The organism is Methylobacterium sp. 142-1Y, from assembly GCF_057747795.1.
This window is the reverse complement of the sequence record NZ_JBYLEN010000002.1, coordinates 53524-74287: the sequence shown is the minus strand read 5'-3', so window position 1 is coordinate 74287 and position 20764 is coordinate 53524. Positions and strand designations below refer to the sequence as shown.

Sequence of the window (20764 nt, the reverse complement as noted above, 5' to 3'; positions counted from 1 at the left end):
TCGTGGTCGCCGATGCCTGTGCCCGTGCGTGCGGATGCTGCGCGGCTCGTGCCATCGGTTGTCTCGGCGGGGATGCGAGCGACGGCCTGCCTGCTCCTCGATGCCGAAACGGTAGCCGACACGGCACAATCGGCGTTGACATGGATCAAGAACTATCTTGCTCAGGCGCGGCTATCCGCAGCAAGGATGTGCGATAAAGTCGTTTCATTGCAAGGAAATGAACAAGGTATTGTTGTTTTGTAGTCTGGAAGTGGATCCGATGCCCGCTGAAACTGCGACCGCTGGCGGGGCGAGGCCTGCCTGGGCTCGTATTCCGCCGACTGCGATGCCTCGGGGCGAGAGTCTGGCGCGAGGGTGCCGAAGCCGGGCGGGGATCGGATGCCGTGCCACGCTCGCGGCGGGCAACCCGCCCGATGATCCTGGCCGATGTCCTCTCGTGCTTGATCGAGGGTCGCGCTCTGCTTCGGATCGCAGTCGGCCGCGCGGTGCATTCTGACGTGCAAGACTTCTTCGCCGACAAAGAATTCGTCGCCGATGAAGCGCCGCCGTCGCGAGCGATGAAGCGATGATACGGCCTCATCCCGGCCGACCCGAGGCACAGATCACGGTTCGGCTGTGTCTCGTGGTCTTGTTGCTTTGCGATATTGCGGGCATGCGGTCGAAATTTTCCGTCCCCCGGCCCCGTTGTCTCGACAGATCAAGCGCGTTGCCGGCGACCCGCCACAATGCTCGCGACCGTCCGATCGACCGGATGGCATGACGAGGGAGAGCACGATGCTGTCATGGACGTGGCGCAGGATCGGGCGCAGGACGCGCCTGACTGCCGGATTCGGATTGGCGCTGGCGAGCGGCCTTGCCTGCGCGGCTGCGTCGGCTCAGCCGCTGGTGGTGCGCGTCAACCCGCAACTCGCTCAAGGCGGCGTGCTGATGTCCGGCGGCACGCCCGGCACGATCGACACCCTGTTCGATTCGGGGCCCCGCTACTCCGAGCCGAGCGGCGTGCGCGTCGGGCGCGGGAGCGTGATTCCCGACTGGCTCGAGCTCGGGTCGTTCCAGAACGTCTCGATCCCCGGCCTGAACCCGGTCGGATATTACGGCTACTACATCTCGCCGGACGATCACGCCGTGGTGGTCGATCTCGGTTCCCGCCGGGTCATGCGAGTCATCAACCATTGAACGAACCCGGCCGTCGCGCCGGACGAGCCTTTCGCGGGCCGCATCGGCCGGAAAGGCGAGACATCCGGCGCGGCACCCGATCGATCGAGGCGGCCTCGTTCGCGGCCGGATCGAGGGGATTCGCGATCGTGCGATCTCCTCCTCCGCGCCGCTGCGAGACGATTCGGACAACGGACGCCCGAGCCGTCGGCGGCCGCCTTCTTCCCGCGTCCGACACCGCCCATCAGGAGGCAACGATGCACAAGAGCATGATCGGCATCGCCATCGCGATCGTCATGACGGGATCCTTGACGGGATCTTGGACGGGATCTCGGACGGGATCCTGGGCCGGATCGTCCGCGGCCCGGGCCGCGGACGTGTCGACGACCGGCGCGATCGGCGAGAACGGAACCCTGAGCCAAACCAACTTCAAGGTCCTGACCGATGCCCGGATCGGCGTCGTGAAGGCCGTGCTCCAGCTGACGCCGGAGCAGCAGCGCTACTGGCCGGCCGTCGAGGAGGCGATCCGCGCCCGTGCGGAGGGGCGGTATCACCGGCTGTCCACCGTGGTCGGGCACCTGCAGCAGCGGGGTGACGTCGATCCGGTCGCCCTGATGCGGGCGCGCGCCGACTCGCTCGGCCAGCGCTCGGCCGAGCTCAAGCGGCTCGCCGATGCATGGCAGCCCCTCTACCAGGCCCTCGGCCCGGACCAGAAGGAGCGGATGCGGCTGGTCGCGGCCCGGATCATCGGCGGGGTGCGCGAGGTGGTCGAGACTCGCCGGCGGGAGATGATCGAGGACGAGGACGACGAGGGCTGAGCCTCGGCCGCGCCGAACCGGGCGACCTGTTGCGATGACGATCCGCGGGGAATCCCGCACGCGGGACACCTTGCGGATCGCTGCGATCGTCATCGGTCGGGACGCCCTCCCGCGGGACTGTTCAGTATGCGAGCCGTGCCCGGCGGTAGGGAGCCGGAGCCTCCCACCACGGCGCCGCGACGACCGTGCGGGGCACGGGAGGCGCGGGATCGAACGGCATCACCGACGCGCCGAAGGCGATGAAGCCGGCGGCGGCGCGCACGTCGTCGGGCTGGTGCGGGTCGCGCGAGATGAGATCCGCCTTCCGGAACAGGCGCATGTTGCAGAAGCGGGACGGAAGGCCGCCCGCCGGCGTGCAGGCGTCGTGCTGCGCGCAGGCCGCGTCGAGCGCGTCGACCGGCGGGAGCGGGAACCGGTTTCCCAGGCCGCAATAGTTGCCATGCACGAGGAGAGACGGATCTCCCCCGTGCCCGTTCGATTGCGCCTGCGCGCAGGACAAACAGGACAGCCCGGCCGTGGCGAACAGCAGAATCGCGATCGGTGTGTGCATGAATGTCGCTCCGGCACTGGAGCATCGTCCGATGCCGTGGATGCCGGTTCGTCGGACGATGCTGCAAACTCGGGAAACCCTCCCCGTCGTTCCGGGGCCGCGAAAGCGGAACCCGGGATGACGGGGAGACGTGTCGGCCTCTGCGCCGGATCATCGGCGCGACCCGTCAAGCGGGCTCTCAATACGGTTGGCACCGGCCCGTATAGGCGTCCCAGTACCGGTAGGGGCCGCATCTGGCGCGGGTCGCGCCGTAATAGCCTGCCGCGGCCGCGGCCCCGGCGGCGCCGACCGCGAGCCCGTAGGGCCGGTAGCCGTACCGGCCGTAGCCGTAGCCGTAGCGACCGTATCCACCCCGGTAGCCGTAGCCCCCGCGATAGCCGTAGCCGCCCCGGTAACCGGCCACGCGTCCGCCCCGGTAGCCGGCCGCACCCCGATACCCGCCGCCCCGATACCCGCCGCCATGAAAGCCGCCGCCATGAAAGCCGCCGCCATGAAAGCCGCCGCCATGAAAGCCGCCGCCATGGAAGCCGCCACCGCGCGCCTCGGCGGCGGTCGCGAGGAGCAGTGCGGCCAGGGAGGATGCCGCGATCATGAAGCGTCTCATCGGTTCGTCTCCTTCCTCGTGTCCGGATGGTGGTCGCCCGTCCGGCGGCGTGGGCCGTGGGCCGTCGGCGCCGGCTCCGTCGGACGGTAGCGTCGGGACCTTGCGCATGCTTGATCGGACGGGCCGCGATCGGGGCCGCAGGGCGATGTCCCGCCGGGCGGTTACCGCCGGCCTCGCCCGCCGACGCCGCGCCCGCCGTAATGGCCGACCCGGTACCCGTAGCCGCCGCGGCCGCCATACGCACGGCCGCCATAGGCGCGACCGGCATAAGCGCGCCCCCCGTAGACGCGCCCGCCATAGACCCGCCGGCCGTAGGCGCCGCGATAGGCGTAGCCGCCCCTGTAGTAGCCCGGCGCGCCGTAGTATCCGCCGGCGTTCGGCCGACAATAGCCGTAGACGTTGCGGTGGAATCCCGGGCCGCATCCCTGGGCGGCCTGCGCCGGCGCGGCACCGAATCCGAGCCATGCCCCGAAGAGGAGCGCGGCTATGGCAGTCGGAATGGATGTTTTCATGACCGTGCCTCCCTGTCTCGGTCGTCGGTCGAGTTCACTGCGATCTCGCCGAGCCGCCCTTGATCGAGATCAAGCTTCGCATCGCCGATCGCCGTGATGGATCGTGCGCTGTCGCGACCCCGCAACGCGATCGGCAGGGCGCGTGACGGTCGCGCCCGATCGAATGGCATTGTCAATATCACTGACGGACGCCGCAGATCGATTGCAATATAGGATGCCAAGAGTTAGCGTCATACAGCACAGAAAGTCGAAAACCGCTGGCGATGTGACGGTCTTGCGCCGTCGATCGCCACGATTTCATTGATGGACTCCGCGGCCGCCACCCGGCCCGGCGCAGCATCGATCCGACCATGGCCGATGACGGATTCTACGAGATCAGGATCATGACGGGAGCCGCGGGAGCGATCCTGCGCGCTGCCACCGAGCGCGCGGTGGCCACCAAGGCCGAGACCCTGATCCGCCGGGCCCATTCCCGCGGCGCCGCCATCGCGGTCGCGGTGATCGGCCGCGACGGCGAGGCCGTCCGCCGCCTCGAACTCTACCTCGCGGATGTCGTCTCCGACGTCGAACGCGCCTGATCGCGGCCCTGCCTGGATCCGACCCCGCCGCTTCGGCCCGCGCCGATACGCGGGACCGGATTCTGGTTGCCGCTCCAGGTGGTCGATCGTGGCGCATTTTTCTGCGACGAACCGGTATCCACTTCGTCGAAAAATGCTCTAATACCAGTATGCCCGACGATAATAGACGCGAGGATATCCCCATCGGTAGCCTGTGCGCCAATAGGACCGTCTGTAACCGTAGCGATAGACGGGATACGCATAATATCCAGGGCCGCCGTATCCTCTCCAATAGACGCGACGATAGGGGCGATAATATCCTGGATAGGAGTAGTAGGCCGGATAATAGGCCGGGTATCCATACCAGTACGGGTTGAGCGGAGCGGTGGCCGCCGCCGCGAGGCCCACGGCGCCGCCCACGATGGCCCCCGCCGCCAAGGCGCCGCCCCAGGCAGGCCCCCATCCGTACCAATAGACGGATTCCGTGATCGACCGGCCGGCGATCTGCTCGCCGGACACGACCGGGAACGGTCCGGCACCGGCCGGCGCGCCGGAGCCCAGCGCGATCGCAGATCCGAGCGCCCCAGCGGCCACCATTCGTCGCATGTCGAGGATCATGAGTAGCCTCCCGGTTTCCGGCTTCGGTCTTTTTTCAGGCGCGCAATTCGCCATCGAAATATCGGCCTTGAAATATCTTTAGGTATTTATAAAATACTGTCCGATCGGACAAAATTTGACAATTCAACCGATCGGTATTCGATGTATTCGATGTCATGCACGCTTCGGTCTTGAGAAATCGATCGGATTGGAGCACGCCTCGCAGGCAGAGGCTTGATCGAACAGGACAATCTCGCGCGCAGTCTTCCTGCGGCACGGATGATCCGGTCGAATCGCTCGCGATGGTGCGAAGGCCCGGCAGGACTTGTCCATCCGGTCTTTCCCATCCGGTCTTTCCCATCCGGTCTTGGCCGATCGACCTTGCCGTCCTGCCGGCCCAGTCGCCGGGCCCACCCCGAAGACTGCCGCCTGCCGCATCGTCCAAGCGCGCTCGGATCAAGTGCGCTCGGATCATGTCCCCTCGGATCAAGTCGGCGAGGCGCGTCCGGGCCAGTCTGGGCCATCTGCGCCGCTCCGTCTGGCGCCGGGGTCGCGGCCGAGAAAGCCGCGCGATGCGGCCGGTGAGCCGGAGGCGAGCTGATGATGGACGAGGCAAGGCTCATCCCCGCCGATCCCGATCGGGTGGGGGCCGATCACCCCGATCCCGATCGCCCCGATCCCGTCGTGCCGCCGCGGCGGGGATGGGGCCGCACGATCGCGGTGATCGGGGTGCTGCTCGTGGCGGCGGCCGGGTTCGGGCTCGCCCATGTCTGGTCGCCCCACGCCGATCTGCGCATCACCACGGGCCCGCCCGGCAGCGCGGCCTATCGCTTCATCACGGCCTTCGCGTCGGTCTCGAAGGTCCAGCACCCCCGCGTCGCCCTGCAACTGGTGCAGGTGGACGGCCTCGCAGGCAGCGCCAAGGCGCTGGAGGAGCGGCGGACCGATCTCGCGATCCTGCGCAGCGACGCGGCCCCGCCCGCCAATGCCCAGACCATCGTGATCCTGCGCCGGGACGTGGTCGCCTTCGTCCTGCCGCCCCACAGCCCCGTCGGCGCGGTCGCGAACCTGGCCGGCCGGACGGTCGGCATCCCCTCCGGCCCGCTGCAGGCCGACAATGCCCGGATCCTCGACACCGTGCTGAGCTTCTTCAACGTCCCCGCGAAGGAGGTCGGACGGGTGTTCATGCCGCTCGACGACCTCGCCCAGGCCGTGAGCCACAAGAAGCTGGCCGCCATCCTGGCGGTCGGCCCGATCGCCCCGGGCGAGGCCGTCGACGCGGTCGCCGCGGTCGCGCGCGCGACCAGGGGGACGCCGGGCCTCCTCGCCCTCGACGAGGCGGAGGCCATCGGCAAGCGCTTCCCGGGCTTCGAGTCGATCGACGTGCCCGCCGGGGCGCTCCGGGCGAGACCGGCCACGCCGAGCGACACCACCACCACCCTCGCGGTCACCTACCGCTTCGCCGCGTCGGAACTGATGCCCAACGTGGTCGCGGCCGCGATCGCACGCTCGATCCTGACCACGAAGGCCAAGCTCGTGGCGGTCACGCCGCTCGCCGCCCAGATCGAGGCGCCCGATCCCGACGACAAGAGCCCGATCCTGCCGCTCCACCCGGGCGTCGCCGCCTATCTCAGCAACGGGGACGAGAGCTTCTTCGATCAAGCGCAGCAATATTTCTACGTCGGCGGCCTGGTCGTCAGCCTCGCCGGCTCGCTGTTTGCCGCATTGTCGAGCTACTGGACGAGGCGGCGGTCGGCCCAGGATTGGCGGCCGATCCAGCGGCTGGTCGCGATCGCCGACGAGGCGCCGCGGGCCGCAGGCCCCGAACTGGCGGTGCTGGAGAGCGAGTTCCGGGCTCTCGTCTCGTCCGTCCTGGGCCGCTCGCCCGGCGCCGCGGATACCGACCGGCTGTCGGCCTTCTCGACGGCGCTCGCGCATGCCCGGCACGCCCTGGACAGCCGGCGCGCCGTCCTCGGCCCCGAGGCCCCCTCCCGGCCGGCCGCGACCCCGGCCCGGTCCGGGTGACATGGCGAGGATGTCCGGTCGACGCGGCCTGTCACGTCCGCGCCGGGGGAGCGTCGGGGCCCGTCGCCGCCGCATCCGCCCGCCGCCCGGCTGGTTCCAGGAGGAGCGCGCGCAGCCTCGCCCCGCCGGTCGCGCGGTCGATCTCCCGGTAGGTGAAGTAGGGGATCAGGGCCACGAATATCACCCAGGCGAAGGAGGCGAAGCCGCGCGGGCCGCCCGCCATCTCGGGCAGGACGGCGCGCGGCGCCTTCCCGTGCCAGGCCCCGACCAGCAGCTCCTCGAGCACGTAGGCGGCCATCAGGACTGCCGTGAACAGGAGCGAGCGGTACAGGATCGCGTAGACGAGCGGCCCTTCCCCGAGGCGCCGGCCCACGGTCAGCGAGCCGAGCTTCGCCGCCTCGGCGATCAGCATGAACTTGGCCAGGACGAGGGCGTTGATCAGCCCGAGCGCGTAGAAATGATAGCTTGGGAAATGCGGGACGTCCTGGTCGGCCCTCGCGTAGATGTTGACGCTGAACAGGATCAGGGTGCCGAAGATGACCAGGAGATAGGTGGCAAAGCCCAGGTAGCGCCCGGCCTCGCGGGCGGCCCGTTGCGCCAGGGTCGGCCTCGGCGGGCCGGCACCGGCACGGTCCTGCGGGTCGAGGGCGGCCTGTCGGGGGGATGCGGCGGGCATGGCGTGAATCTCCGGAGGTCCCGTCTCCTCGCGCGGCTTCCGGGCTTCGGCCTGCGCCGGCCCGCATGGACGAGCCCGATCCCCGCCCACGATCGAAGGCCCCGCGCCGAGGGTGCGGCGCGGGGCCTCGCCGGTCGGGCTCAGGCCGCGAGCTTGACCGCGTGCTTGCTCTCGATGGTGCGGCGGATCAGGCGGCCGGTCCGCTCGATGAAGGCCATCTTGTCGGCCAGGCAGCTTTCCAGCAGGACCCCGACGCCGAAATGCCCGCTCACGTCGGCCATGGCGATCAGGGCCCGGTACTCGGCGATGCGCAGGTGCATCAGGTGGTTGGCCTTGACGAGGATGAACAGCGCCTTGGCCGCCGGTGCCTGGATCTCGGAGAGCTCGCGCCGGAAGTCCTCCATGAAGACCTCCTGCAGCCTTCCATTGGCGGTGATCGGCTTCTCGCCGATCAGCTCGAAGCAGCGGTCGAGCGACTTGATGATCTTGTCCTGGATGAAGGCGCGCGACTGCAGCGCTTCCTGGATGGCCGGATCCTGTGCGACCTGGCTCAGCTCGTCGTAGACCTTCGTCGCCCGCTCGGCATGGTGCCGCGCGTCGCTCAGCATCCGCACGAAGAGTTCCCTTGGTGTCTTGACCGGCATTGTAACCTCCGAAGACGACCTCCACAGACGGCCCGGCTTTCGATCCGGGCGCCACCCTGGAGGCTAGGTCGCTTCGCGGCGGCCCGCTTGATCGGAGGTGACACGTCCGAGTGGTCCCGTGGCGAGCGGCCCTTCGGCGGGGCCCGCCGTCGCCCGGGCGATCAGGTCGTATTTCGTGCGCGTCACGCTCACGTCCCGGAACCAGCCGACGAGGTCGCCCCACGGGTCGTTCATGTGGGCGAGGCCCGACACGAAGGCCACCACCGTGCCGAGCTCCGCCCCGCCCGTCGCGACGGCGTAGCCGCCGACCGCCAGGATGCCGGCGACGCCGAGGTGGTAGGACAGGTTCATCAGGAAGTTCATCGAAAACTTGTAGCCGAAGATGCCCATGTTCAGGCGGAACACGCCGTCGAGGCGGTCCAGCTCCGCCGGCGTCGGTCCCGGCAGCGCCGCCGGCCGTTCGACCAGCCCGCCGCTGATCCGGCGCAGCAGCCCGACCCGGGTGGCGACGCGGCGGTTGATCGCCCGCTGCATCAGCGGCACGAAGACGAGCTGGGGCGAGAACACCGCGAGCGTCACCAGGGCCATCGGCGGATGGAGGAGCGCCAGGTAGGTCAGCGTGGAGACGAGCACGCCCGCCTGCAGCAGCGGCTCCGACAGGCACACGCCGACGAAGCTGCCGACCGGCTCGGCCTCGTCGAGCACCATCGCGATCTCGATGCCCCGATCCGGGCCGGAGGCGGCATGGACATCCGCCATGATCGCGGCGCGCAGGCGCCGGACGGCGCGCTCGCCGACGAAGCCGCGGCCGAGATTGAGCGCGAGCTTGAGCCCGCCGAGGCCGGCCGCGGCCAGCACGTAGAGCAGGGCGAGGCCGAGGAGCGGTCGCGGATCGGCGCCGCGCACGGCGAGGCCCACCGCGCGGCGCTGGAGCTCGATCGGGGCGAGGCCCGCCAGGAACACCGCGACGGCGAGCAGCGCCAGCCCGGCCTGCGCGAGCGCGCTCTCCCGCCAGATGAAGGCGAGGAGACTGGGCGCCGTGCGGCGCGGGGCGGGGGAGGCGGTGTCGGACGGCTCCGGCCGCCGGGTCCGGGAGAGGTCGGCCAAGTCCGTATGCAGGCTCGTCGGCATGCGTCGTCCCCGATGCCGTCGCCCCCGGGAGCGAGGACGAACCCTCGGCGAGAGCCGCCCCCGGCGAGCGCTCGTCTACCCGTCGGCGGCCCGCCGCCGCCTTGAGGCGGATCAAGATCGGCCAAGATCGGCCAAGATCGGCAACCCCGGCTTGCGCTGCATCAAGGTGGCGACGCCCGATCGGGCCGATCCTGAGCGCGCCTCATCCAGCGGGAGCAGCAGCCGTGATCAAGGATCTGACGATCGTCGTCGACGGGGTGGGCCGGCGCGCCGCGCCGTACGGAATCAGGCTCGCGGCGCAGTTCGAGGCCTGCATCTCCGCCGTGAGCGTCCTGCCGCTCGTGCCGTTCCAGACCTTCGCGCAGGCCGAAATCCGCTACGACCTGGTCGTGGCCGCCGAGCAGGATGCCCGCGAGCAGGCCGATGCGGCGGTCGCGGCCGTGGCCGCCGCGGCCCAGGCCGCGGGCCTGTCCTGCGAGACGAGCGTGATCTGCACCTCGGCCCCGCTCGCGCCGCGGCGCCTCGCCGAGTTCGTCCACCTGAGCGACCTCGCGGTGATCGAGCAGGCCGACGACACCGCGCCCAAGCCCGCGGACGCCTATCTGGACGACCTCCTGTTCCAGGGCGCGCGCCCGGTGCTGGTGGTGCCCTACATCCACGAGGCGCCGCCCCGGCTCGCCTGCGCGGTGGTGGCCTGGGACGGCAGCGCGCCCGCGGCGCGCGCCCTGAGCGACGCGATCCCGATCCTGCGCCGCACCGCCCGGGTCGAACTCGTCGGCGTGACCGACGAGCCGGTGCCGGAGGCGACGCGCTGGCGGGCGATCCGCCATCTCGCCCGGCACGGGATCGAGGCCACGGTCCACACCATCCCCGGCGGGGTGCCGGTGGCCGAGGCCCTGCTCTCGCACTGCGCCGATCGCGGGGCCGATCTCCTGGTGATGGGCGCCTACGGCCATTCGCGCCTGCGCGAGGCGATCCTCGGCGGGACCAGCCGGACGATTCTCGCCTCGATGACGGTCCCGGTGCTGATGTCGCGCTGACGGGCCGTCCCGGTCGCCTTTGATGCACCTCAACGCGGGCGCGTCGCGGTGGTGGCCTCCTCTGATTCTGCCGGCCGTGCCCCGGCCGGCCTCGAACAGGGAGACCGCCATGAACCTCAAATCCCTCCTCGCCTTCAACCGGGGCGACGACGCGGCGGAGCGGGCGCTGCCGGCCACGTTCCCGTTCCAGCGCGAGATCGACCGGATGCTGGGCGACGTCTGGTCCGGCAAGGTCCTGTCGGGCATGCCCGCCTTCCTCCAGGCCGGGCCGTTCCCGCGGATGGACGTGGTCGAGCGCGACGACCACGTCGAGGTGACGGCCGAGCTGCCGGGCCTCGAGCGCGCCGACGTCCATATCGAGCTCGCCGACGACCTACTCCTCATCCGCGGCGAGAAGCGTCAGGAGAAGGAGGAGACGAACGGCGCCCGCAAGGTGACCGAGCGCAGCTACGGCGCCTTCTCGCGCACGATCGAGCTGCCGCCCGGCACCAGGCCGGAGGAGATCGACGCCCGGATGGACAAGGGTGTCCTGACCCTGAAGCTGCCGAAGCCCAAGACCGCCGCCGTCACCCCGAAGGCGATCGAGATCAAGGCGGCGTGAGGCCGGACATCCGCGGCGGCGCTCACGGCACGAGCACCGCCGCTCCCTCGATCCCGGCCCGGTGCGCCGCGATGGCCGCCTCGGCTTGCATCAGGCGGAACACCCGGGTCCGGGTCGTGATCCCGGCCCGCGGTGCCAGGGCGAAGAAGTCCTTGGCATCCGCCCGCGTCAGGTTCGCCACCGAGAGGATCCGGCGCTCGCCCCAGAGCAGCGCGTAGGGGAAGGACGGGATGTCGCTCATGTGGATCCCGCCGCAGACCACGCTGCCGCCCTTGCGCACGGCCTTGAGCGCCGTCGGCACGAGGGCGCCGTCGGGCGCGAAGATCAGCGCGGCGTCGAGCGGGACCGGCGGCGGGGCATCCGAATCCCCGGCCCAGGCCGCGCCGAGGTCGCGGGCGAAGTCTTGCGCCTTGCGGTCGCCCGGCCGGGTGAAGGCGTGGACGACGCGGCCCTGGTGGCGGCAGATCTGGGCGACGATGTGCGCCGCCGCGCCGAAGCCGTAGAGGCCGATCGCCGCCGCCTCGCCCGCCATCCGCAGGGTGCGCCAGCCGATCAGCCCGGCGCAGAGGAGCGGCGCCGTCGCGACCGGGTCGATGCCGTCGCCCAACGGGATGGTGTAGGCGGCCTCGGCCAGGACGTGGGAGGCGAACCCCCCGTCGCGGGTATAGCCGGTGAAGCCGGCTGCCTCGCACAGGTTCTCGCGGCCCGCCGCGCAATAGGCGCAATGTCCGCAGGTATGGCCGAGCCAGGGCAGGCCGACCCGGGCGCCGATCGCGGGCCCGGCCGTGCCGGCGCCCGCGGCCTCGACCCGGCCGACGATCTCGTGGCCGGGCACGATCGGCAGGCGGAGGTCCGGCAGGTCCCCGTCGATGACGTGGAGATCGGTGCGGCAGACCGCGCAGGCCTCGACCCGGATGCGGACCTCGCCCGGACCCGGCACCGGATCGGGCCGGGTCTCGCGGACCAGCGGGCCGTCGATCCGGTGCAGGACCATCGCGTCCATTGTTTCGGCCTCTCCGGCACTCGCGCGGCTCAGGCCGTGACGGACCGGGCCGCCTTGCCGGATTCGGGCACGGCGGTGTCGACCACGTCGCGGGAGAGCGTGTCCGCCTCGCGCTGGTAGTCGGTGAGCGTCTTCATCACGAAGTCCGCCTGGAGCTTGAGCGTCTCGGCGGGCGAGCCGCAGCGGCCGAGCGCCGCGACGTGCTCGGCCTGTGCCTGAAGGCGCCGGCTGCCGAAGCTCAGGATCTCGGCGGTGAGCCGCAGCGGCAGGTCGACGCCGAGGCTGCGCCAGAGCTTGGATTCGGTGGTCAGCAGAGCGGACATGTCGCCGAAGCCGGCGAACCGGGGCGTCTCGCTGCCCATAGTTCTGGATGCCATGGTGATCTCCTGGTCGCGTCGCGTCCGGGGTGGACGTCCTGCCGCGCGGGGTGGACGCTGGGAACGCCGCACGGGTTTGTCAGGCGGCGCGCACGCCGCCATCCGGTCCGTCGCCCGGCGGCGGATCGGCGCCGTTCGTCCGGGCATCGATGGAGGCCAGCCCGTCGCGGACCATCTGCACCCCGGACACCGACTCGGCCGCCGCCCGGATCGCGGCGCGCTGGCGCTCGCCGACCAGCGTCCCGTGCAGGGTGACCGTGCCGTCCACCACCGCGACGGAGATCCGGCCTGCGGGGAAAAGGCCCGTCTCGGCGATGGCCGCTTCGACGGTGGCGCGGATCTCGGCATCGCTCCGGGCGGATGGGCTCGGCGTCGTCGCGCGGGATCGCCCGAGGGCCGCATGCAGGGCCCGCAGGAGATCGGCCCGGGCGACGATCCCGGCGAGCCGTCCCTGCGCGACGACCGGCAGGCGCCGGATGCGGTGGCGCGCCATCAGCGCGGCGGCCTCGGCGAGCGTCGCCTCGGGCGAGACGGTGACGAGGGCGCGGGTCATCACGTCGGAGACGCGCCGCCCGTGCTCCCGGGCATAGGTCTCGGCCAGGCGGCCCGGATCGACGATGTACTGGATCCAGCCGGGCTGCGGCGGGGCGGTGTCGAGTTCGCGGCGCCTCAGGAAGTCGCCCTCGCTGACGAGGCCGACGAGGGCGCCGGCGCGATCGAGGACGGGCAGGCCGCTGACCCGCCGCTCCAGCATCAGGGCGATGGCCGCCTCGATCGCAGCATCGTCCTGCACGGTCGCGACCTCGCGGGTCATCACGTCACGCACGATCATCACGGCCTCCGCTCACGGCCTCCGGGGCGTTGCGCCGATCGGCTCCCGAGCGGCGTCGCCCCGTACTCTGGACGGGCCGGGCTGACGGGCCTTGATCTGGATCAGGGTCCACCGGCCCCGGCGCCCGGCCGTCCGGCTACTCGGCGATCACGGCACGGGGCTCGGCCCGGTAGGCGTCGGCCTGCCTCTGCCCGTGGGGGGCGCCCGGCTTGGTGCCCGGCATGATCTCGAAGCGCGGATCGAACGCGACCATCGTGGCGGCGAGCTGCGCCAGGATCCCGGCATCGCCCTCGACCCGCGCGGTCCCGTCGGCGATCTGCGCCTCCAGGGTCCTTTCGCCGGTCATCGTCCGCTCGAGCTCGGCCCGGTCGATGGTGAGCGTCAGGTCCGGATTCTCGGCCTGGAAGCCCGCGATGTTGGTGAGCGTCGCGTTCTCCATCTCGATCACGAACCGTTCGCCGTTGTCCGGCGTGACGAGGTTGATCGTGAAGCGCAGTCCCTCCGCCTTGCGGCTGTCCATGCGGATGCCGAGGAAGTTCAGGAACAGCTCGGTCGTCATCGCCCGCACCACGTCGGGGCTGCTCGAATTCGCGGTCGCGCCCTCGGGGATGCCGGAGCGCAGCTCGTAGGCGCCGGAGAGGAAGCTGTTGCGCAGGCCGGGATTCTCCTGCTGATAGCCGATCTGCTCGAAGATGTCGGCGAGCAGTTCCTTGGCGGCTCGGTTGTGCGGCTCGGCCTGGATCAGCGTGTTCACGATCTCCTGGGCCAGGCGATACTTCCCCTCGTCGTGCAGGCGCCGGCCGCGGGCGAGGATCGCGCCCGCCCCGCCCATCATCTCGACGTAGAGCGGTGCGCTCTCGGAGGCCGGCAGCGGGATCAGCGTCGCCGGGTTGCAGTCCCAGAAGCCGAGATAGCGCTGGATCACCCCGCGGCTGTTGTGCTCCGGCGAGCCGTGATAGCCGCGGCAATGCCAGGTCTGCTGCAGGCTTTTCGGCAAGGCGTAGACAGTGTGGATCTCGTTGATCGTCACGCCCTGGTTTGCCAAGTGGAGCACCTGGTTGTTCATGTGGGCGTAGAGGTCGCGCTGCGCCCGCAGGACCTCCTGGATCCGCGCGTTGCCCCAGCGCGGCCAATGGTGGGAGGCAAACATCACCTCGGCTTCGCGGCCGAAGCGGTAGAGCGCCTCGTTGATGTATTTCGACCAGTTGAGCGGATCGCGCACCGGCGCGCCCCGCAGGGTGTAGATGTTGTGCAGGGAGGCGATGACGTTCTCCGCCATCCAGAGCGCCTTCATGTCCGGCAGGTAGGTGTTCATCTCGCGGGGCGCTTCGGTGTCCGGCGTGTTCTGGAAGACCATCCGGACACCGTCGACCTCGAATTCCTCGATCGGCTTCTCGACGTGGCGCGTCGGGGCGATCAGCCCGCTCGCCCCGGCCGAGACGCGCTGGCCGAGCCCCTGCCCGACATAGCCGTGCGGGCCGGACGGCAGGAGCAGCCCGTACTGGTAGAACAGGCGCCGGTTCATGGCGTTGCCGGCATAGACGTTCTCCGCCACGGTGTGGGCGAGGAAGCCCGCGGGCGCGATCACCGGCACCTTGCCGGAGCGCACGTCCTCCTCGTCGACCACGCCGCGCACGCCGCCCCAATGGTCGCCGTGGGTGTGGGAATAGATCACCGCCGAGACCGGCCGCCCCTCGCCGACATGCTCCTGGAACAGCGCGAGGGCGGCCCGCGCCGTTTCCCGGCTGACGAGCGGATCGAACACGATCCACCCGGTCCGGCCGCGCACGAAGGTGAGGTCGGAAAGATCGAAGCCGCGCACCTGGTAGATGCCCGGAATCACCTCGTAGAGCCCGTAATTGTTGTTGAGCCGCGAGATCCTGAGCAGGGACGGATGGATGGTGTCGAACGCGTCCTCTTCGTCGAGGAACCGGAACGGCCGCATGTCCCAGGCCAGATGACCGGCATCGGCCGGGATCGTCATCGCGGTCATCGGGGCGATCAGCCCCCTGCGCTGCTCCGCGAAGTCCCGCTCGTCCGAGAAGGGGAGGGTGGACCGCGCCCGCCGCAGCACCTCCCGGGTGAAGGCGGAGGGCGGCTTGCCCTGCGGGTGGAAATGGTCGGCGAAGGCCGGGACGGTCCGCTCGTCCCCCGCCCGAGGGGCGCCCTCGCCCCAGACGGCGCTGCCGGCGAGGGAGAAGGCGGCCCCCGCGCCCGGCAGCGCCTTGATGAACGCGCGTCTCGTCGACATCGGCTCGCTCCGTTCCGGGCGGGTCGAGCCGGAAGGCCCGGCTCGGTCGGCGCAAAGGCAATCGCGCCAAGTCTTTGGTGCCAAGTCTTTAGTGACGAATCGCAAGTGCCAAGTCGTCGGCACCCACGGTCCTCGCCGGGGCGGATCATCCGAGGGGCCCACCTCTCCCACCCGCGACCTCATCTGAGGTGTTGGTCGATCGAAGATCGGCTGACCTCGAAGGAGGGCTCCAGGGATCGCCGAGACTTCTGGATCCCTCCTTCGAGGCTCCTTTCAGTCGCACCTCAGGATGAGGTTGCGGGTGGGACGGAGGATCACCGCGGCCTTCTTGCACCTCATGTACCGTAGTCGGCGCCGGATACTCGTCCGTGCAAACCATCAACGCCAGGTGCAGACCCGGCGCCCGCCCCGCCACCAGCAGACGCGGCGCCGCCGCCGTGGGGCCACGATGACGGCCTGGGCCTTCTGCACGAGCGGGTCGTCGTTCGGCCCGCCGACCTGCCCCAGGCTCGCCATCCCAACGCTCGGCATCGCGGCTTCGGCGGTTCGCGCCGCGACGGCGAGCCCGGCCGCCGCCACGGCGGCGGACGAGAAGCCCGCCAGGACGGCACGACGCGACAGCGTTTCCCGGGTTCCCTTCATCGATCCCATGGCCTTCACTCCCTGGTTGGACTGCATGTCGAACCCGCATGGCGGCGCCACCGGGGCCGTCTCACCGCGAGAGGGCCGGCGCGGCCTGTGCCTCGCCGAACAGGCCGACCCCGAGCCAGGACAGGCCGGTGCCCAGGAGGTCGCAGGAGACGAACAGCCCGATCGCCCACAGGCCGGAATACGGCCACTGCCCGATGATGGCGGCGCCCAGCAGCACCGAGAGCACGGAGAACAGGATCACGGCGGCGCGGGACGTCCGCATCTCGTGGGCGGCGGCCCAGATCGCCCGCGCCACGCCCGAGGCGATCAGGGTTGCCCCGAGAACGAGCGTGAGGGCGAGCGAGGCCTCGAGGGGCCGGAAGACCGCGTAGAGCCCGCCGATGAGATACATCAGGCCGGCCAGGAAGCGCCCGATGCGGGAGCTGAGCGCTTCCGCCTCGTCGGACCGCGCGAGGGCTTCGACGATCTCGACGATGCCGGCGACGAGCAACAGGATGCCGAACCACAGCGTGCTGGCGATCGTCAGCGTCGTGACCATGAACAGGCCCGCGGCACCGAGGAGCAGCAAGGCGCAGCCGATCGCGATGAACCATCCACGGTCGCGCCCCGCGCCGAGCGGCGACCGATCGAAGATTGCCGAACCGCTCATCTGTCGCCTCCATCTTCAGTTGTGAGCGAGAGTCGATAGTGTCGAAATGGTCGGGATTGTGTGGGCGATATTGACGGTATGGCGTTGATGTGGATCAATATGAAGTATTCCGCCGGGCGCGGTACGATCCCGCCGCTCGGATGGCCGAGGGGCTCGTCGGAGACGGGACATCCCCTGCCGTGTTCGATCGCCGCCGCCCGCGCCCGACCTGCCCCCGGCTTCCGGCCTCGGCTTCCCTTGTCCTCATCCTCATGACCGTGGAGGGCCGCGCGGCGTCCACGCATGCCGACTGGTCCGAGGCGGTGGTCGAGCCTGTCGACCGGGCCGTGGCGGCGTTCTCCGGCGGGCTGCGGGCGCGGCTCGACCAGATGATGGCGGCCGGCAACGATCTCGACCTCGTCCGCTCCACCCTCGCCGCCGCCGACTGGTCGCCGATGCCGCTCCTGGCCGGGATCGCGGCCGTGCTGGTCGCGGGCCTCGCGGCATACCGGCTGACGGCCCGCGCCCATGGCGACTCCTTCGGGGGAGCGAGCGGGAGGTTTCTCGCACGCCGCGTCCTCGCCGCCGCCGCCGCGCTGGCCGCCGGCCTCGTCGCCGCCACCCTCGTCGCCGGGGAGGCGGAGGCCGTCCGTCGTACCTTTCGCGCCTGGGCCCTCGTCGTCCCGCTCGCCGGGCTCGCCGCGTCGCTGATCCGGGCCGCGATCCTGGAGCGATCCGCCGCCCCGCACCGCAAGCGTCTCGGTCCACTGGCGCGGGACCTTACCGTGGCGGTGACCTGGGCGCTCGGCGGCATCGCCCTCCTGAGGACGCTGGCGATCTGGGAGGCCGGCAGCGGCCTGCGCGACCTCGTCGGGACGGCGTTCGTGGCGCTGCCGACCGCCGGCCTGATCGCGGGCGCCTATCTGCGCTCCGGCCGGCCGCTCGCCGCCGCGCTCGCCGGACCGCGTCCGCGCAGCGGGGCGCGGCGCCTCCTCGCCCGGTGCTGGCCGGTCGCCGCCGTCGCCGTCGTCGCGGTGACACTCGCGGCCTCGCAGGTGGCGACGACGCTCGGGCGCCCGCTCCCGCCGCTCGCGACCCTGGTCACGCTGGTCCTCGTGCTGACCTGGCCGCATTGCGACGGGCGGATCGCCGCCTGGGCCGAACGGGGTTTCCAGGTCGAGACGGTCCCGGCGGCGGCGGTCGCGGCCCGCCGCACCGCCCGGATGGCGCTCGCCGCGGTGATCGGCGCGGCGCTCGCCGCCCTGTGGGGGGCGCCCGCCGCCCTCGGTCTCGGCATCGCGGTCGGAACGCTCGCCCGGACCCTGATGGAGATCGCCGCCGTCGCGCTCGCCACCGCCTATCTGTGGAACGTGATCGGGGTCGCCGCCGGCCGGCTCCTGGCCGGGGAGCGGGGCGCGGGGGCGGAATCCGGGGGCGAGGAGGCCGAGGAGGCGCCGCGGACGCGCCTCGGCACGGTCCTGCCCCTGCTCGCCGGGGCGGCGAAGGCGGGGCTCGCCGCGCTCGCGGTCCTGTCGGTCCTCCTGGCGCTCGGGATCAACGTCTGGCCCCTGGTCACCGGGCTGTCGGTGTTCGGCCTCGCCATCGGCTTCGGCTCCCAATCCCTGGTCAAGGACGTGGTGTCGGGCCTGTTCTTCCTTGCCGACGACGCCTTCCGCCTCGGCGAATACATCGAGACCGCCGGCGCCAAGGGCAGCGTGGAGAAGATCTCGATCCGCTCGGTCTCGCTGCGCCATCCTCGCGGCGCGCTCGCGACCATCCCCTACGGCCAGATCGGCAAGGTGCAGAACTACAGCCGCGACTGGGTCATCGAGAAGCTGGCCTTCCGGGTCGCCTTCGACACCGACGTCGAGAAGGTGCGCCGGCTGTTCAAGCAGATCGGCCGGGACCTCGAGGCCGATCCGGAGTTGCGCCCGGATCTGCTGGAGCCGTTCAAGAGCCAGGGCATCGCCGCGGTCGAGGACGGGACGCTGGTCATCCGGGGCAAGTTCAAGGCCCGCGCCGGGCGGCAATTCGCGATTCGGAAGGCCGTGCTGGCGGCGGTGCAGCGGGCCTTCCACGACAACGGCATCGTCGCGGTCGCGCATCCGAGCCTGATGCCCGGCACGCGCGGCCCGCTGGCAGAGCACGCCGCCCGCTGAGCCCTCACTCCCCGGGCGACGAAACGCCGTGCGGCCCGGCATTGACCTGGCTCAAACCGGCCGGGCCGGCGCGCCCCTACGATGCACGACCGCGACGGCCGCGGGCGGCCCGGCGCCTTCACCGCCGCGCTCCCGCGACCGGCCCACCTGACGGAGGGAGGCCGCCATGGACATCCGCAAATGCACCGCCGAGGCGATCGGCACCTTCTGGCTCACCTTCGCCGGCTGCGGCAGCGCCGTCATCGCCGCCGCCTTCCCGCAGGTCGGTATCGGGCTCCTCGGCGTCGCGCTCGCCTTCGGTCTCACCGTCGTCACCATGGCCTACGCGATCGGCCACATCTCGGGCTGCCACCTCAACCCGGCGGTGACGATCGGGCTTGCGGCCGGAGGCCGGTTTCCCGCCCACGACATCGCGCCCTACGTGATCGCGCAGGTTCTCGGCGGCCTCGTCGCGGCGGCTCTGCTCTACGCGATCGCCGCCGGCGCGCCCGGCTTCGACCTCGCCAAGGGCTTTGCGGCCAACGGCTACGGCGAGCACTCGCCCGGGCAGTATTCCCTGATGTCCTGCCTCCTCGCCGAGGTGGTGCTGACGGCGATGTTCCTGTTCGTGATCATGGGGGCGACCCACGGCAAGGCGCCGGTGGGCTTTGCGCCCCTGGCGATCGGCCTGTGCCTGACCCTCGTCCACCTCGTCGGCATCCCGATCACCAACCTGTCGGTCAATCCGGCCCGCAGCACCGGCCCGGCCGTGTTCGTAGGCGGATGGGCGCTGGCGCAGCTGTGGCTGTTCTGGGTCGCGCCGATCGCCGGCGGGGTCCTGGGCGGCGTCCTCTACCGCGCGATGAGCGAGGAGCCCCCGGTCCAGGTCGCCGGCATGGCACCGCCCGCCCCGGCGGAGTGAGCCGGGATCGGAACCCCGACGACCCCGACGACCCGATCCGAAGACGCCGAGGAGCGAGCGATGCCGCACGCGATTCCCCTCGACCGCCCCGACGCACCGCCGGCACGGGACGACATGGTCTTCCTGCCCGGCGGAACCTTCCGCATGGGCTCGGACCGCCACTATCCCGAGGAGGCGCCGGTCCACCGCGTCGCCGTCGACGGGTTCTGGATCGACCGCACGCCGGTCACGAATGCCCGGTTCCGCGCCTTCGTGCGGGCGACGGGCCACGTGACGCTCGCCGAGCGGGCGCCGCGCGCCGCGGATTATCCGGGCGCGCTCCCGCACAAGCTGAAGCCGGGCTCGCTCGTGTTCAAGCCGCCGAAGGGACCGGTCGACCTGCGCAACCCCCTCGCCTGGTGGCGCTTCCGGCCCGGCGCCCATTGGCGCTGCCCGCTCGGGCCCGGCTCCTCGATCGCCGGCCTCGACGACCATCCGGTGGTGCACGTCGCCTATGCCGATGCCGCGGCCTACGCGGCCTGGGCCGGCAAGGCGCTGCCGACCGAGGCGGAATGGGAATACGCGGCGCGCGGCGGCCTCGACGGGGCCGAATTCGCCTGGGGCGACACGCTCGTGCCGGGCGGGCGGCACCGGGCCAATACCTGGCAGGGCGCCTTCCCGTACGAGAACTCGGCCGAGGACGGCTACGAGCGCACCTCGCCGGTCACCGCCTTCCCGCCGAACGGCTACGGCCTGCACGACATGATCGGCAACGTCTGGGAATGGACCGCCGACTTCTTCGTGCCGCGCCACCCCGACGAGGCGCCGGGCGCCTGCTGCATTCCCCGGAACCCTCGCGGGGGCCGGGAGGACGCGAGCTACGATCCGGGCGAGCCCGCGGGTCCCATCCCGCGCCGGGTGCTCAAGGGCGGCTCGCATCTCTGCGCGCCGAATTACTGCCGCCGCTACCGCCCGGCGGCGCGCCACCCCCACCCGGTCGATACCTCCACGAGCCATGTCGGCTTCCGCTGCGTCGAGAGGAGAGGGCCATGACGGAGCAACGACTGACGGAG

General features: G+C 71.1%; 24 protein-coding genes. 11 read left to right on the top strand and 13 right to left on the bottom strand.

The features are described 5' to 3' along the window. The first annotated feature begins 12 nt into the window (after nt 1-12). The 4 genes from AC3AOF_RS30455 to AC3AOF_RS30440 all read left to right on the top strand — a co-directional run bounded on the left by AC3AOF_RS30455 (nt 13) and on the right by AC3AOF_RS30440 (nt 1973). Nucleotides 13-243: a hypothetical protein gene (locus tag AC3AOF_RS30455; RefSeq protein ID WP_488349324.1), complete on the top strand. Its 231-nt coding sequence runs from the start codon at nt 13-15 to the stop codon at nt 241-243. A 170-nt stretch (nt 244-413) separates the two neighbouring features. Then, a complete protein-coding gene (locus AC3AOF_RS30450) occupies nt 414-569 on the top strand; it encodes a hypothetical protein (RefSeq protein ID WP_488349323.1) in 156 nt (51 codons plus the stop codon). 205 nt (nt 570-774) lie between these two features. Further along, the gene (locus tag AC3AOF_RS30445; protein WP_488349322.1) at nt 775-1176 is read left to right on the top strand and encodes a hypothetical protein; all 402 of its coding nucleotides are present in this window, start codon (nt 775-777) and stop codon (nt 1174-1176) included. Between the two features lie 236 nt (nt 1177-1412). Beyond that, nucleotides 1413-1973: a Spy/CpxP family protein refolding chaperone gene (locus AC3AOF_RS30440; RefSeq protein ID WP_488349321.1), complete on the top strand. Its 561-nt coding sequence runs from the start codon at nt 1413-1415 to the stop codon at nt 1971-1973. Between the two features lie 121 nt (nt 1974-2094). Here the strand turns inward: AC3AOF_RS30440 and AC3AOF_RS30435 are convergent, their stop codons facing one another. From AC3AOF_RS30435 to AC3AOF_RS30425, 3 genes are all read right to left on the bottom strand, one after another. Next, nucleotides 2095-2523: a hypothetical protein gene (locus AC3AOF_RS30435; RefSeq protein ID WP_488349320.1), complete on the bottom strand. Its 429-nt coding sequence runs from the start codon at nt 2521-2523 to the stop codon at nt 2095-2097. A gap of 178 nt (nt 2524-2701) precedes the next feature. Beyond that, entirely contained in the window at nt 2702-3127 is a 426-nt protein-coding gene (locus tag AC3AOF_RS30430) for a hypothetical protein (protein ID WP_488349319.1), read from the bottom strand. 161 nt (nt 3128-3288) lie between these two features. Continuing rightward, a complete protein-coding gene (locus tag AC3AOF_RS30425; RefSeq protein WP_236993058.1) occupies nt 3289-3639 on the bottom strand; it encodes a GCG_CRPN prefix-to-repeats domain-containing protein in 351 nt (116 codons plus the stop codon). Nucleotides 3640-3989: 350 nt separating this feature from the next. On the opposite strand from AC3AOF_RS30425, the gene AC3AOF_RS30420 reads away from it, so the two are divergent. After that, nucleotides 3990-4217: a hypothetical protein gene (locus AC3AOF_RS30420; protein WP_236993059.1), complete on the top strand. Its 228-nt coding sequence runs from the start codon at nt 3990-3992 to the stop codon at nt 4215-4217. 138 nt (nt 4218-4355) lie between these two features. On the opposite strand, the gene AC3AOF_RS30415 is transcribed toward AC3AOF_RS30420, so the two are convergent. Next, complete coding sequence (locus AC3AOF_RS30415) at nt 4356-4814, bottom strand: hypothetical protein (RefSeq protein ID WP_236993060.1); 459 nt, start codon at nt 4812-4814, stop codon at nt 4356-4358. Between the two features lie 582 nt (nt 4815-5396). Between AC3AOF_RS30415 and AC3AOF_RS30410 the strand changes: the two genes are divergently transcribed. After that, entirely contained in the window at nt 5397-6818 is a 1422-nt protein-coding gene (locus AC3AOF_RS30410; RefSeq protein ID WP_488349459.1) for a TAXI family TRAP transporter solute-binding subunit, read from the top strand. 31 nt (nt 6819-6849) lie between these two features. Here the strand turns inward: AC3AOF_RS30410 and AC3AOF_RS30405 are convergent, their stop codons facing one another. The 3 genes from AC3AOF_RS30405 to AC3AOF_RS30395 form a co-directional block, all read right to left on the bottom strand. Next, nucleotides 6850-7494 carry a hypothetical protein gene (locus tag AC3AOF_RS30405; protein ID WP_488349318.1) on the bottom strand — a complete coding sequence of 215 codons (645 nt, stop codon included), beginning with the start codon at nt 7492-7494 and terminating at the stop codon, nt 6850-6852. A gap of 140 nt (nt 7495-7634) precedes the next feature. Continuing rightward, nucleotides 7635-8138 (bottom strand): DUF892 family protein, encoded by a 504-nt coding sequence (locus AC3AOF_RS30400; protein WP_236993063.1) that lies wholly within the window; start codon nt 8136-8138, stop codon nt 7635-7637. Nucleotides 8139-8201: 63 nt separating this feature from the next. Beyond that, the gene (locus AC3AOF_RS30395) at nt 8202-9269 is read right to left on the bottom strand and encodes an ABC transporter ATP-binding protein (protein ID WP_488349317.1); all 1068 of its coding nucleotides are present in this window, start codon (nt 9267-9269) and stop codon (nt 8202-8204) included. 224 nt (nt 9270-9493) lie between these two features. Here AC3AOF_RS30395 and AC3AOF_RS30390 point away from each other — a divergent pair, with 224 nt between their 5' ends. Both AC3AOF_RS30390 and AC3AOF_RS30385 read left to right on the top strand, forming a co-directional pair. Then, complete coding sequence (locus AC3AOF_RS30390) at nt 9494-10309, top strand: universal stress protein (protein ID WP_488349316.1); 816 nt, start codon at nt 9494-9496, stop codon at nt 10307-10309. A 109-nt stretch (nt 10310-10418) separates the two neighbouring features. After that, nucleotides 10419-10910, top strand: coding sequence for an Hsp20/alpha crystallin family protein (locus AC3AOF_RS30385; protein ID WP_488349315.1), 492 nt, complete (start codon nt 10419-10421; stop codon nt 10908-10910). 22 nt (nt 10911-10932) lie between these two features. On the opposite strand, the gene AC3AOF_RS30380 is transcribed toward AC3AOF_RS30385, so the two are convergent. The 6 genes from AC3AOF_RS30380 to AC3AOF_RS30355 all read right to left on the bottom strand — a co-directional run bounded on the left by AC3AOF_RS30380 (nt 10933) and on the right by AC3AOF_RS30355 (nt 16673). Then, complete coding sequence (locus AC3AOF_RS30380) at nt 10933-11913, bottom strand: zinc-dependent alcohol dehydrogenase family protein (RefSeq protein ID WP_488349314.1); 981 nt, start codon at nt 11911-11913, stop codon at nt 10933-10935. A gap of 29 nt (nt 11914-11942) precedes the next feature. After that, nucleotides 11943-12290 carry a phasin family protein gene (locus AC3AOF_RS30375; RefSeq protein WP_488349313.1) on the bottom strand — a complete coding sequence of 116 codons (348 nt, stop codon included), beginning with the start codon at nt 12288-12290 and terminating at the stop codon, nt 11943-11945. A 79-nt stretch (nt 12291-12369) separates the two neighbouring features. Next, nucleotides 12370-13122: a CBS domain-containing protein gene (locus tag AC3AOF_RS30370; RefSeq protein WP_488349312.1), complete on the bottom strand. Its 753-nt coding sequence runs from the start codon at nt 13120-13122 to the stop codon at nt 12370-12372. A gap of 136 nt (nt 13123-13258) precedes the next feature. Then, nucleotides 13259-15373, bottom strand: a complete 2115-nt coding sequence (locus tag AC3AOF_RS30365; protein WP_488349311.1) for an alkyl/aryl-sulfatase — start codon at nt 15371-15373, stop codon at nt 13259-13261. Nucleotides 15374-15751: 378 nt separating this feature from the next. After that, nucleotides 15752-16024, bottom strand: coding sequence for a hypothetical protein (locus AC3AOF_RS30360; protein WP_236993071.1), 273 nt, complete (start codon nt 16022-16024; stop codon nt 15752-15754). A 61-nt stretch (nt 16025-16085) separates the two neighbouring features. Continuing rightward, entirely contained in the window at nt 16086-16673 is a 588-nt protein-coding gene (locus AC3AOF_RS30355) for an HdeD family acid-resistance protein (protein WP_236993072.1), read from the bottom strand. 179 nt (nt 16674-16852) lie between these two features. Here AC3AOF_RS30355 and AC3AOF_RS30350 point away from each other — a divergent pair, with 179 nt between their 5' ends. The 3 genes from AC3AOF_RS30350 (at nt 16853) to AC3AOF_RS30340 (ending at nt 20744) form a co-directional block, all read left to right on the top strand. Next, on the top strand, nt 16853-18811 hold the full coding sequence (locus AC3AOF_RS30350) for a mechanosensitive ion channel family protein (protein ID WP_488349310.1): 1959 nt from the start codon (nt 16853-16855) through the stop codon (nt 18809-18811). Between the two features lie 166 nt (nt 18812-18977). Then, the gene (aqpZ, locus tag AC3AOF_RS30345; RefSeq protein ID WP_236993074.1) at nt 18978-19712 is read left to right on the top strand and encodes an aquaporin Z; all 735 of its coding nucleotides are present in this window, start codon (nt 18978-18980) and stop codon (nt 19710-19712) included. A gap of 60 nt (nt 19713-19772) precedes the next feature. Continuing rightward, the gene (locus tag AC3AOF_RS30340; protein ID WP_236993075.1) at nt 19773-20744 is read left to right on the top strand and encodes a formylglycine-generating enzyme family protein; all 972 of its coding nucleotides are present in this window, start codon (nt 19773-19775) and stop codon (nt 20742-20744) included. The last annotated feature ends 20 nt before the right edge of the window (nt 20745-20764 follow it).

Excerpts from the sequence above, each read along its gene's own strand:
- aqpZ (WP_236993074.1), top strand. The coding sequence starts at position 18,978 with ATGGACATCCGCAAATGCACCGCCGAGGCGATCGGCACCTTCTGGCTC.
- AC3AOF_RS30445 (WP_488349322.1), top strand. The coding sequence starts at position 775 with ATGCTGTCATGGACGTGGCGCAGGATCGGGCGCAGGACGCGCCTGACT.
- AC3AOF_RS30370 (WP_488349312.1), bottom strand. The coding sequence starts at position 13,122 with ATGATCGTGCGTGACGTGATGACCCGCGAGGTCGCGACCGTGCAGGAC.
- AC3AOF_RS30410 (WP_488349459.1), top strand. The coding sequence starts at position 5,397 with ATGGACGAGGCAAGGCTCATCCCCGCCGATCCCGATCGGGTGGGGGCC.
- AC3AOF_RS30435 (WP_488349320.1), bottom strand. The coding sequence starts at position 2,523 with ATGCACACACCGATCGCGATTCTGCTGTTCGCCACGGCCGGGCTGTCC.
- AC3AOF_RS30455 (WP_488349324.1), top strand. The coding sequence starts at position 13 with ATGCCTGTGCCCGTGCGTGCGGATGCTGCGCGGCTCGTGCCATCGGTT.
- AC3AOF_RS30385 (WP_488349315.1), top strand. The coding sequence starts at position 10,419 with ATGAACCTCAAATCCCTCCTCGCCTTCAACCGGGGCGACGACGCGGCG.
- AC3AOF_RS30420 (WP_236993059.1), top strand. The coding sequence starts at position 3,990 with ATGGCCGATGACGGATTCTACGAGATCAGGATCATGACGGGAGCCGCG.
- AC3AOF_RS30400 (WP_236993063.1), bottom strand. The coding sequence starts at position 8,138 with ATGCCGGTCAAGACACCAAGGGAACTCTTCGTGCGGATGCTGAGCGAC.
- AC3AOF_RS30360 (WP_236993071.1), bottom strand. The coding sequence starts at position 16,024 with ATGGGATCGATGAAGGGAACCCGGGAAACGCTGTCGCGTCGTGCCGTC.
- AC3AOF_RS30405 (WP_488349318.1), bottom strand. The coding sequence starts at position 7,494 with ATGCCCGCCGCATCCCCCCGACAGGCCGCCCTCGACCCGCAGGACCGT.
- AC3AOF_RS30450 (WP_488349323.1), top strand. The coding sequence starts at position 414 with ATGATCCTGGCCGATGTCCTCTCGTGCTTGATCGAGGGTCGCGCTCTG.
- AC3AOF_RS30425 (WP_236993058.1), bottom strand. The coding sequence starts at position 3,639 with ATGAAAACATCCATTCCGACTGCCATAGCCGCGCTCCTCTTCGGGGCA.
- AC3AOF_RS30375 (WP_488349313.1), bottom strand. The coding sequence starts at position 12,290 with ATGGCATCCAGAACTATGGGCAGCGAGACGCCCCGGTTCGCCGGCTTC.
- AC3AOF_RS30395 (WP_488349317.1), bottom strand. The coding sequence starts at position 9,269 with ATGCCGACGAGCCTGCATACGGACTTGGCCGACCTCTCCCGGACCCGG.
- AC3AOF_RS30440 (WP_488349321.1), top strand. The coding sequence starts at position 1,413 with ATGCACAAGAGCATGATCGGCATCGCCATCGCGATCGTCATGACGGGA.
- AC3AOF_RS30380 (WP_488349314.1), bottom strand. The coding sequence starts at position 11,913 with ATGGACGCGATGGTCCTGCACCGGATCGACGGCCCGCTGGTCCGCGAG.
- AC3AOF_RS30430 (WP_488349319.1), bottom strand. The coding sequence starts at position 3,127 with ATGAGACGCTTCATGATCGCGGCATCCTCCCTGGCCGCACTGCTCCTC.
- AC3AOF_RS30365 (WP_488349311.1), bottom strand. The coding sequence starts at position 15,373 with ATGTCGACGAGACGCGCGTTCATCAAGGCGCTGCCGGGCGCGGGGGCC.
- AC3AOF_RS30355 (WP_236993072.1), bottom strand. The coding sequence starts at position 16,673 with ATGAGCGGTTCGGCAATCTTCGATCGGTCGCCGCTCGGCGCGGGGCGC.
- AC3AOF_RS30340 (WP_236993075.1), top strand. The coding sequence starts at position 19,773 with ATGCCGCACGCGATTCCCCTCGACCGCCCCGACGCACCGCCGGCACGG.
- AC3AOF_RS30415 (WP_236993060.1), bottom strand. The coding sequence starts at position 4,814 with ATGATCCTCGACATGCGACGAATGGTGGCCGCTGGGGCGCTCGGATCT.